We start from the raw sequence: 12,212 nt of genomic DNA, 5'->3' as shown, positions 1-12,212 counted from the left end.
GGCCTACCTTGCGTTGGAGATTCGCGTCATGTCCGTCAATAGCCTCTACGACGCCTTTGTCAGGGCCGCTACAGCGGCCACGATCAGCGCCGATATTCTTCCGCTCATGGGCAAGCTGGTGACCGGCCTCGGTGTCACCACCCTGCCACTGACTGCCGCACGTGCCGAGCGCCTGCCGACGACGGCACGCCTGACCGCTAACACCACCTGGCCAGATACGACGGGCTGGTCGCTTAGCCTGATCGGCAGCGTCGACGTTAAAGGCCGCGACGTACTGAGCCTCAACTTGCAGGCACGCACCGAGCGCGGCTTCGTCGCGCTGAAAACACTCGTGCCGGATCTGCCGCAATCACGCCTGCCCTCGCCGGATGTCCCCGGCACCTTGATGCTCGGGGCCTCAGTACTCGCCGATCTCGGCCCGGAACAGGCGAGTGTGTCCCTCAGTGTCACCGACGACGTGACCAAGCCAGCAGGCCTGCCCGAACTCACTGGCTGGCTGCTACTCGCAGGAACGACACTGGCTCGCTATAGCGCACTGTTGGGCAACAACCCGCTGGCCCTGGCCGGGCATTTCGACCCACGCGCTTCGGCAGCGGTCGCCAGCAAGGTCGACCTAATCGCCCAGGCGCCCGACGACAATGGCAGCTGGATCAATATCCCGCTGGAAGGACTGGCCCTGGCCCTGACCACAGCGCAGGTGGATGTCTACAGCCTCGACAAGCCACAAGGGCTTCTCTCCATCGTCGAGATGGTGCTGACGCTGTCGATCGATAGCGGTCGACCTCAGGCGATTACCGTCAGAACCCCACTGTTGAACTCCGACACCATTTGGGATTTCAGTGGCAGGATCGTCCCGCCCTTGACCTTGACCGATGGCATTAACGCGCTGACGCGCCTGTTCCCTGGCGCCGGAAGCGATATTTTCAACTTGCCTGCGGGCCTCGCCCCGCTCGATGAGTTCGGTTTGAGTGCCTTGCGCTATGGCGTGCAGACCGAAGACGGCTCCTTCATCCCGGCAAAAACCCTCTACACCGGCGCGACGATCGTTTCCACCAGTCAATGGGACCCATCGATCCCGTTTATCTTGATCGAACAGGTCGGTATCGACTGGCTGGTGAACTGGGTACCGGGTGACACCCAATGGAGCGGCAACCTGTTCGGCACCCTGCGTTTTGGCGCCAAGACCGCCGACGGCAGCAGCCCGGCGGTGAAAGCCAACATCCCTACCGACATGAAAGGCAACCCGGTGTACCTGGATGTCTCGGTCAGCCTGCCGGGGTTAGTGGTCGAAGCCCAGACACGCGGCGCCATCGAGTTGGACCTGAGCAAGGCGATGACGGTGTTCTTCCCAGGTACACAGCCTTCGGTCGGTGCCGCGCTGGTGGTCGACTACATCAGCATGAGCGCCTCGATCTACGAAAAGACCTATGGCGCCACGTTGAATGCCCACGGCACCTGGGAAATTCCGATTGGCGACGTAAGCTTCAGCCTCGACGATCTCAGCTTCCAGGTCACGGTAGCCCCGGCGACGATCTGGGGCGGGCTCTCGGCGGTGCTCGGCCTTTCAGTCGAGGGGGTCACGACCGCGCAACTCTCGGTCGGCGCCTATTACCCCGGTGACGGCAGTTGGGATTTTCAGGGCGGGCTGGCTGCCGGCACGCTCAACCTCACGCAACTGGTCTATGCCTTCCTCGGCCAGACCGCGCCTGGCTGGCTACCGGCGCTGGAGCTGACCCGACTATGGGCCACCTACTCCACCGCCGACGGCAACCCCTATTCGGTATCGGCGGCGGTCGCCGTGCAATGGGACCCGGAGGTGCTCGGTATCAAGTTGCTGCTGGTCGCAGAAGCCGACATCAAGCGCCGCAAGAAAATCGAAGGCAACAGCCTGCAAGCGGCCCGCGACACCTTGAAGTTGCAGGCGCTGGAGCACAACCGCCCGCGTCTGCATGAAATCGTCTGGCGCGACAACCTGGTCGACGATGCGCCGGTGATGATCTACGAAGGCTCGGTCAAAGGCTCCTTCGAGCTGAACAACCTGATCGTCACGGTCGGGCTGTCCTTCATGTCCCAGGAACAGACCTGGCTGTTCCGTCTTCAGCTCGACCGCTTCGCCTTGGAAGCACGCACCTCCTGGACCGGCAAGGGCGCTGCGCGGCATCAGGTGCTGACGGTGGAAATGCAAGGGGTGACCCTCGGCGCGATGATCGAGAGCCTTGCTGCCCTGGCCAATCCCAATGCCAATTATCGGCTCGAAGCGCCGTGGACCTTTCTCAACAGCATCAACCTCGGTCGCTTCACCTTGGTCATCGACCCGACCGAGCAATCGGTGACACTCGACTACGCGATCGACCTGCATCTGGGCTTCATCACCATCAAGACCGTCGGCATCCGCTACGACCGCAAGACCGGCGAGCCGCAGGTGAACATCGAAATCACCGGCAACTTCCTCGGCAAGGAGTATGGCCGCGAACCCGATATGACCCCGCTGGGCTGGGATGCCCTGAACGATAGTCCGCCGGCGATTCCCGGCAAGGGCAATGCGCTGGTCGATCTGCGCTACCTGGGCTTCGGCCAGCATGTCTCGCTCGATGGACTGACCCAGCCGAACTCCCTCAGCGAAGTCATCACGCTGATGCGCGCCCAGCTTCGCCCCAGCGACGACCCGATGCGCAACCCGCTCGACCAGCCGACCGGCAATAAACTGCATTTCGACGAGAGCAGCCAGTGGCTGATTGGCCTCGACGTCACCGTGATGGGCACGGTGTCGGTCAAGCTGGTGATGCACGACCCCGACCTGTATGGCGTGCTGATTGCCCTGGGCGGCCCCGAAGCCGGCTCGCTCGCAGGTTTCAGCTTCGAGCTGCTGTACAAGAAGGTGACCGATGACATCGGCGTGTTCCATGCCCGCCTGCAAGTGCCAGACATGTTTCGCCAGCTGGATTTCGGCGCGTTGGCGATCACCCTCGGCATCATCACGGTCGATGTGTTCACCAACGGCAATTTCAAGATCGACCTGGGTTTTCCTCATGCCCGGGACTTCAGCATCAGTTTCGGCCTGCAGTACGGGCCATTCATGGGCAAGGGCGGGATCTATTTCGGTGTGCTCAATGGCGCCACCTCGACCCAGGTGCCGGCGATCACCAACGGTATGTTCTCGCCGGTGCTGGAGCTGGGGATTGGCCTTGCGGTCGGCATCGGTCGCGAATTCAACAAGGGGCCGCTCAAAGCTGGGCTGTACGTGCAGCTGGAAGTGATCTTCGAAGGCGTGCTCGCCTGGTTCCACCCCGACGATGCAGCCGCCTCCAAGGCGATGTACTACAGCGCGCAAGGTACCGCAGCGTTGGTCGGCAAGGTGTACGGCAAGGTCGATTTCAAGATCATCAGCATCGATGTCAGTTTCGAGGCCTATGCTGCGGCCTCGATCCGCCTTGCCGCCTACCGCCCGACCTTGGTGGAAATGCACGTCGGGGTGCGTGTGCATGCCTCGATCAAGGTGCTGTTCATCCGCATCTCCTTTTCCTTCTCCACCAGCCTCGACGTATCGTTCACCATTGGCTCGGCCTCGACCACGCCCTGGGTGCTCTCGGCCGACCAGTCCGGGCGCACGCCGGGTCTGCGCGCGACCGACCGCGCGACACTCGGCCGTGACGGCGGCGTGGCCGCAGCGGCCCTGCCCAATGCCTCGCGCAACTTCACAGGCCGACGTCGGCGCCCCGCGGATATGAGCCGTTTGACCCGCCAGCTCACCCGCGCCCGCTTGCAGAACGCGGCGGCCCAGGGTGTGAAGCATCCGCTGTCAGCCCAGCTCGCGGCACTGGCCGATGGCCCTGGCCAAGCACCCTGCGCCGCCGGGGTCTACCGCCTGAATTTCTCACCCGACGCCAAGGTCTATGCCGATGGCGCCGTGCTGGCGCTGGATGTACGCATTCTGCCGGCCTTCACGGTCGCTGCGATGCCGTTGACCTGGCCCGACACCGCCACAGCCACGCCCGCAAACAGCCCGGCCTACCGCATGGTGGTGATGCTGAGCATCGACAGCCCGGCCCCGGCCCAGGCCTCGAGCCTGGAAGAGGCGCGCCTGGGGCGTTTCAACCCCACCGCACGTGCCGGCAGCGCGGCCGAAACACCTTTCGCGGTGCTCGCCGAAGGCCTGTTCCGCTGGTCGCTCACGGCCATCGGCCTCGACCCGCAAAACGCCACCCTGACCGCTGGCGACCTGGTCGAGCTGGCGGCACAAATGGACTGCCCGCAAACCTTCGCCGAGGGCTTCGCCTTCGACAACCTGAGCGGCTTTCTCGGCAACAACGTCACCCTTCAGGTCTCGGGCATTCCTGCGGGACCTGAGCCGGATGGGCTCCCCGGCGTCTGTTTCCCGATGCCGCCCGCCCTGGGCTGGACCAGCCCCGACCTTCCACCACCGGAAAACACCCGTGATTTCGCCACCTTCCAACCGGTGGACGATGCCTACGCGGCCCGCATCGCCAGCTATTTCAGCAAGCTCTCACCCCAGCCAGCCGGCAGTGGCAGCCTCACCGGCGGTGGCATCGACAGCAACGAATCGCTGGCGTCGGTGATCTTCCGTGAATACCTGCTGCTGGTCAGCAAGTCGATGGTTCAGGCCGCCGAGAACCTGTTCGCGCGCTTCCCCGTGGTGATCGACGAAGACTCGACCCTCGCTGGCATTGCCAACATCACCGACTTCCCGATCATCAGCGTCGATTACGTCATGCACTTGGGCGACACCCTCGATCAGGTCGCCGAAACCTATGGCTATGGCGCCGCCGAGTTGCTGGCGCTCAACCCTGGGCTGGAAGTGACCTTGGCCGGCGCTGCGCCCGGCACGCTGATCCCGTTGCAGTTGGGCGTGACCCCCGAGAGCATTACCGCCGCCAACCCCGAGCGCGTGCTGGCGGCGGGCAAGACCCTGCACGCTGACGCCCTCGAAACCCAGATCCTCACTGGCGAAACCCCGGCGGCGCTGTGCAGCCGGGTTGGCGCGGTAGTCGATACCTGGCTCGACAGCGTTGCGGCCCTCGATGTGCCGCAAATCACCCGTGCCGCAGCGCCACTGAGCCTGCCCCAGGCGAGCTACGCCAACCCCAGCGCACTGACCCTGACCCAGGCGGCTGCGCTGTTCTACATCCGCTTCAACGCCGGCACGGCCGCTGTCGCCCTGGTGCCGGAAGCCGATTGGTATGCCGAAGCGATCAGCCAACTCAACGATCAGGGTGTCGGTGCCGACGGTTCTTTGCCCGCCACCGTGCAACTGCCATCGGCCTATGACAGCCTGACCAACCCGGTGACCTGGACCCGGCTGAGCGGCGACAGCCTGGCGCTGCTCGCAGCCGCCACCGCGCTGTGGCAGAACCCCACCGTGGTGGCGGACTTCGCCACCTGGCTGACGTCGGTACAGCGCCTCAACCCTGGTTACAGCGGCGGTGCGCTGCTGATTCCGGCCACGAGCAGCGCACTGCTGCCCGATGAAACCCTGCGCGCGCTGGCCGCCCGGCTGTTGCTGGTCACTGACCCAACCGCCGAGCTCGCCACGCCGAGTGGGGCTTTCACTACCCTGGTTGCCAGTGCAGATATCCTCGCCCCGCTGGGCCGCGTGGTGGTCAGCGACTGCACCCTGACCACCGCCGCGGCCCAGACCCTACGAGATTTCGCCAGCACCTACGACCTCACGATCGAAACCGTCGGGCGGCTCGGCGCGGATGTTCCCGGGCTGATCCTCCCGGACGCGAAACACCCGTTGATCGTTCCGACCCTCGCGGCAGTAAAACTGGCAACGCTGATGCCGAAACTCACCGGCGATGCCCCGGTACGCGACGTGGCCGGACAGGTTGCGCGCTTCATGCTGCATGGCCAGCGCCTGCCCGTGCCGGGCTCGAGCGACGATAGCCAACTGGCCGGCATCTACGACCTAGTCGGCCAGCAAGTCAGCAGCCCCGCCCCGGACGCTACCCTGCCTCCCGAAAGCGTGCGTATGACCCTGACCATCGCGCCGACGCAGTCGCTGAAATGGATCAACCTGGTGCAGACCGAAACCGCGCCAGCGAATGTCGATGTCGCCCTGTTCAGCGCCCGCGCCCCGGACTTCCTCCAACGCAACCCGGCAGCTGCGGCCAATCGACTGCGTCCGGGGATGATTCTGGAAGTCGGCGACAGTGCCACGCTGACCCTGGCCATCACCGAAAAAATGCTGAATACCGGCTACCCCGCCACCGTGCTCGCCCCGGTGTTGACCCAGGCGCCGCAAGCCTTGCAGCTTTGGCAAGACGTTCCTGTACGCCACGGTCTGGCGCAACGGGTGATCTGGCAAGTCCCGAGCAGGCCTGAGCTGCCCTGTCTCGGCGCTGGCGCGGCGATCGGCATGCCGTCTTTCTGGCCTTTCAGCGCCAGCCTCAACGCCCTCGCCGCGGCGGCCGACGACAAACCCTGGCAACTGTACCGCGCCGACCCGCAGCTCGGCCCCAATGCGCCGCCAGTACCCATCGAGCACTTTGTCTGGGCGACACTGCTCGATATCCGCATCAACCGCGTTCCAGGTCGGCCGCACACCGCCGAAGTCGTCGGTGCCGACACGGCGGGCCGGCAGTTGCTGCTGGAACTCTGGCAATACCTGGAGGACAACCTCGCCACCGACAACGCCGAGCTGTTCTTCGGCTTCCAGTTGTCGCCGTCAGCAGGCCTGGCGGCAGGTCTGGCCAGCACTCAAGGCAACCCGGACGCCAGCTACCTGGTACGAACCAACCTTTCCACTGAAACGCGCTCAGGCAACCTCAGCAGCCGACGACCGCCCGCGCTGGCCGCAGGCGATGCGCCGCCCAGTGGCCCTTACTATGCGCCGATGTCCAATGCGCTGGGTTTTCTGACGCTACTCTGGGAGGCCAGCGTGGTCGGCGGTGGCGGTTACTGGCTCGACCTCACCGATGCTGCCGGCAATGGCTTGGGCGACGAGATCTGGGGGCCGGATGGCAATGCGCTGATCAGCCTCGTGGTCGTGCTGGACAGCCAGTCGCAGGCCACGCCGCAGCGGCGCCTCTACAGTTTCAACAACACCGCCCTGCTCGGCGACCCGGTCGACACCTCGTCGAACGTGCTCTTCGTCGCCGCCCCCGATGACCGTGACCAGGTGCGCCAGGCCACGGTGGCCCAAGGCAACGTCGGCTTCACCTTCGGCATCAGCAACCCGCCGGACCTCGGTGACACCCCCGCGCTCAACGCCCGCCGACTGTACAACCTGGCGGGCTATCAATTGCTCGAGAACGCGGTGTTCGAAGCGAGCCATGACGGGCGGCCGGTCAGCCCGCAATTACTCGACGGCGGTGCGATCCAGGCCTTGCGCATGGCAACGCCACGGCTCGCCGCCAGCGACGACGACCAGCAGACCATCACGCAGGTCATCCCGATTCACCGCTTCGCCAAGACCGCCAGAGTACCGGCTGTGCCCGGTTTGCCACCGGCAGCGCAAGACCCGTATGCAGGTATTTCCAGCGGCGATGGCAGTATGCTGTCCAGCGCAAGCGTGGCACTTTGCTTCCATGATATTTTCGGCAACAGCACTGCCCCCGGCCCGAGCGGCAACTCTCTCGAAGGAGATGCGTAATGAGTGCTGTCGATACAGGTTTATCCGAGAGTGCTGGCCGCGTCGACATGACAGTCGGCTACACCGACCCGGTCATCGGCGTCACGGCATGGCCGGTGACCACCGTGGCCTGGAGCATCCAGCCGCCTGCTGGCGGCCAGGGCGGCGCGCAACTGGCGCTGCGGGTGGCCTTGCAACCCGGTGGGCTGGTCCCGACCGGCAGCGCTGCGGGGAATAGCGCCTGCGCGACCGCCACGGACATCGCCGGGCGTTTCGGGGCGGTCTGGTATCAGCTCATGCAGCCCGACATGACCGCGTCGCTCACCACCTCGCTGAACCAGCCCCCCGCCGGCCAGCCCGTGCCACTGCCCGTCTCGATCGATGGCCTACGCGCGCATGTTTCGGCCAGCTACGCCTATGCCCTTGCCGCTTCGGCGCTCGACACGGTGTTTGCCGACCCTGCCAGTACCGCGACACTCGCCAGCGTCCTCGACCACTACGGCGTGGACTGGCAGGCGCTTGGCCTCGCGGCCGACGAGCGAACACTGGGCAGCCTGGTGCAAGTGCCCAGCACCGGGTTGCAGGTACCCTCCTTCGCCGTTTTCGTGGCCGCCGGCAGCATCGCTACGCTGGTGCCCGCTGGCCTCGAGCCGGCCACCGTGCTGGCCGATGCCGATAACACCAGCCTGCCGCTCAACCCCGGCACCGAACTGGCGGTGACCAGCAGCGACAAGGCCCAACCCACAGAGGGCCTGTCGCTGGCCGCCCTCGCCCTGGCCCTGAACATCACGCCGGCCAGCCTGGTCAGCGCCAATCATGCTCGCCCGGCGCTGCTCGCCCCCGGGTTCATCTTCACCGCCCAAGGCATCGAGGTCGAAGTGCCCTTGGAGCAACCTGGGGCCGATGCCACCCTCGATGACATCGCCCTGGCGTTTCGCAATAACGGCGTACCGTTCGACACCGTCATGGCGGCAGTGGCCAGCAGCGAGAGGCCGGGCATGTTCCGCAGCGGCGCCACGCTGGCGGTCGACCGACAGATCATTGCCGCAGACTGGACTCTGGCAGACAACGACAGTGGCATCGACACCGAGACCCTCGCCAGCCTCAACGCCGCCACGGTCGATCTGTTCGCCGCCGGCACGCCGATTTTCCTCCAGGCCAGCGCCATTACAGGGCTGGACAGGGCGCCGCTGGGGGCTACCGCCCGGGCCTATGCGATCGAGCCGGGCGACCTGCTGCGGCACAATGCCGGCCTTGCGCCAAAGCCCGCCGCCACCGATGGCAGCGCCGGCCTGCCGATTCCGGGATTCGCCACGCTCCCGGCTACCCCGGCGAGCCTGCGCATTCCCTACCGGGTTCGCGCCGGTCAAAGCATGAGCGACATCGCCGGCCTGTTCCTGTCTGCGGCAAGCGACCCGGCGGTCAGCGCCGAAGTCGCGCTGACCGTGGCCAACCAGGCGCTGCCCGGTACCGTCGCGGCGGGCCAGACCCTGACGGTCGCCGGCCAGACCCTGACGGCTCAGGCCGGCGACAGCTTCAATGCGCTGATCGCCCGCGCCAACCCGGCGGTGAGCCTAGAGGCCTTCGCCACTGCCATTGCCAACGACACCACGATCCTCGCCGGCGACGCGCTATTGCTCTGCCCTCCGGCGAAACTGACCAGCACCGAGAGCCCCATCAGCCCCAAGACCCTCAGCAGCCTTTATGGCCTCGAGGCCACGCTGATACTGAGCGCCAATGCGGCGAGCGCCGGGCTGATGGCCCCCGACATCACCCTCAGGCCGTCGCCGGTCGCCACGCACCCAACCGTCACCACGGTTGCTGCCGACAGCCTCAACGCAATCATCCGGCGCTTCGCCCTGGCCGGCATTTCGGTGACCCTCGGCGACATCGTCCAGGCCAATCGCGATGTCGCCTTCCTCGCAAGCGACGCGCTGTTGCTGCTGCCACCTGCCGACACCCTGCTCACGGCAGCTTTTGGCGGCACCGGCTGGCAGTTTCCCGAGGTGATTTTCCCACTACGCAGTTGGGTCACCCTTGCCCGCGATCCGGCCTTTGTCGACCCAGCGTTTCGCGGTGCTACGGTGCCCACGGCCGTGGAACAGGTCGCCAGCCCCATCGCCGCCGCCCGCGACAGCGCGCCCGAGCGGCAGGAGGACGGTGCCGTCACCCTCGACCTATTCGCCAAGGCCCTGGAAGATGTTATTCTTGGCCTCAAACTGGCGACTGGCCGGGTGTTCTCGGCCGAACGCGACCCGGCGCCGACCGATATCTGGGCGGTGTCCTTCGTCGACCCGGGCGGCATCAGCGCCGTGACCATCAGCCCCAGCGCCAGTGTGTCGGGGGTCGAAGGCCTGCAACCACTCAGTTTCGCCCTGCGGCCACTGTCCAGTACCCTCGAAGCCGCGAGCGGCGTGCCAATCAAGACGCTGGACCCGAGCACCGGGACGTGGGGCCCGGCGCAGCTCAACGACTACCAGGGCATTGACCTGGAAATCTGGGCGCGCGCCTGGCTTGCCGGGCTCGACCTGCTCTGCACCTCGCCTTACGCGGCGCCGGCCTACGGGGTCGCGGCGGGGCCGCTCGGTCGTCTGCTCGCCGCCAAGAAGCTGCTGGCTTGCGCGGTGGCCGACGGTCTTTCGCCGGTTCTTGCCGATCAGGTCGACGCCAACGGGGTCAACTCTGTGACCTGGGCCGCCGCCCGCGAGGTGCTTTACCAGCGCCTGCTGAGCCAGCTGGTTGCCGCCTACAACACCACGGCGATCATTCAGTTCAACGCCACCGTGACCTCACCGCCGGCGGCCAGCACTGCACGGCTCTCCGGGGCTGGCCGACTGCGCACGCTGAACCAGAGTCAACAGGCCCTGCGGCTGGCTGCCGGCGACGACCCGGATGCCTGGAAAGTCGCCCAGCTCGGCAATGCCAAGACCGCCCTGGGCACCACCACCCACGGTACGGTTTCCTTTGCCCTGGACGTGGCGCAACCGGCCCGGCATCGTGCCGTAGCGCTGTCGCCGGTGTATGTGGTCAACGAGATAGAGTTCGGCATCGCGCCGGTGGTGGCAGGCTATGAAGCGTCGAACTGGTTGAGCTTCGTCCGCGCCTTCGACCAGTTCCCCCCGGCCGCCTTCAGCGCCGCGCTGGGTGCTCCGCTGGTCCCGGTGCCGTTGCGCGCCTACCCGGAACTGCCGGCACTGGTGTCGCAGACCGCCGAGATGGCGCGCACCCCAGATTCGGTCGATGCGGCGCTGCACTGGAATTATGTCTTCACCTACACCCACCAGAGCGCCGCGCAGGACCAGATCCTGCTGGAAGTCGAGTTCAATCGTACAGCGGCTTCGGCGCGTTTCGCCGTCGAGGACGACAGCCTGTTCAACGCGCTCGCCCAATACGCGGCGGTCAGCGACGGCTTGTGGCAGATTCTCGCCGAGCTGCAAGGCCCCAACGCCAAAGGCAGCAACACGCGGCTTGCCACAGCGCTCGATACCTATGCGGGCCTGGCCGAACGGGTCGCTGGGCTCTGGTCGGGTTGGTGGGGTGTCGGCAGTTGCGATACAACGGTGGCGAGCCTCGGCCAGGTCCGCCCGCCCCATCGAGGCCTGTTCGACCCGTCACGACGCGCGGCCCAACACGCCGGCGCAGCGGGGCTGACGTCGGCGCGATCAAGCGGCGCGCCGCATGAGTTCTACCACTATCTGGCAACCCTCGACGCCGCGCAGGTGGACGGAGTCGATGTCTATTTAACGCTGACCCTCCAGCGTCTACACGCCGATGGCAGCGTGGGCTGGCCGGACATCGAGGTGATTCGCGACGACGGCACGAGGGTGCCGCTCAGCGCCGATACGCCGCTGGGTGACACTCAGGTCTACCACTTCCCTGGCGATGACCCGAGCAAACAAGTACCGGCCTTCTCGCGCCTGGGTGTGCAGTACACCCTCAAACACTTGCATATCGCCCGCTACCAGAACGCCAATGCTGCGGTGTCGGTGATCCGCAACGCGCAACTTCTCGGCCCCGAAGGGCCGCAGACCTGCACAGCGTTCGTCTACCGCACGCCGCAATTGAGCTTCCCCGAGCCGCTGGTGCCCTTGATTAGCGTCGACAGCCGCCTGGCGATCGGCACCTGGACCCAGAGCGCCGCCAGCAACCCGTTGACCCCGTTGTTCGAGCAGATGTTCGACAACGATTTTGTCGGTCGCCAGATTGCCGTGAGCATCCGCTACGGCTACACCCTGGTACCTTCCACTCCGCCCATAGAGACGATGCTTCCGGTGAAGCTGCACCCTCGCTTTACTTATGATCAGGCGACTACCGTGCAGAGTATTATCGATGCGGTCGCAGTCTGGGCCGAACAGGCGGACCCGGTGAGCCTCGGTGGCCTCTGGGGCTTGCGTATCGTCCTGTACTCCACCACCGACCCGTCCCTGGACCGGCCGCTGTTGGAGCTGCAGCGAGTCGTCTCGCCGATTGTCTGAATATTGATGAGCGCGGCGCTCATACCTAGCGCTAGCCGTCAGCGCTCCTCTCCTGGCTCACCCTGCACACGCTCTGCGTAGGACGTAAAGCTGCTGTCGTACCAGAGGTCATTTCTCTCCGCCCAAAACTTGATATGGTTTTGAGC

Annotated in this window: 2 protein-coding genes; both read left to right on the top strand. The window is 65.7% G+C overall.

Annotated elements, in window-relative coordinates:
* Nucleotides 1–28: 28 nt before the first annotated feature.
* Nucleotides 29–7,612, top strand: a complete 7,584-nt coding sequence (locus BLU46_RS31765; RefSeq protein WP_093209766.1) for a hypothetical protein — start codon at nt 29–31, stop codon at nt 7,610–7,612.
* The gene (locus BLU46_RS31760) at nt 7,612–12,066 is read left to right on the top strand and encodes a hypothetical protein (RefSeq protein ID WP_093209763.1); all 4,455 of its coding nucleotides are present in this window, start codon (nt 7,612–7,614) and stop codon (nt 12,064–12,066) included. The genes BLU46_RS31765 and BLU46_RS31760 overlap by 1 nt, the downstream gene beginning before the upstream one ends.
* Nucleotides 12,067–12,212: the final 146 nt, after the last annotated feature.

This window comes from Pseudomonas yamanorum, from assembly GCF_900105735.1.
Lineage (GTDB): Bacteria > Pseudomonadota > Gammaproteobacteria > Pseudomonadales > Pseudomonadaceae > Aquipseudomonas > Aquipseudomonas yamanorum.
Note: the sequence above shows the minus strand (reverse complement) of the source record. Positions and strands in the feature narration are given on the sequence as shown.

Excerpts from the sequence above, each read along its gene's own strand:
- BLU46_RS31760 (WP_093209763.1), top strand. The coding sequence starts at position 7,612 with ATGAGTGCTGTCGATACAGGTTTATCCGAGAGTGCTGGCCGCGTCGAC.
- BLU46_RS31765 (WP_093209766.1), top strand. The coding sequence starts at position 29 with ATGTCCGTCAATAGCCTCTACGACGCCTTTGTCAGGGCCGCTACAGCG.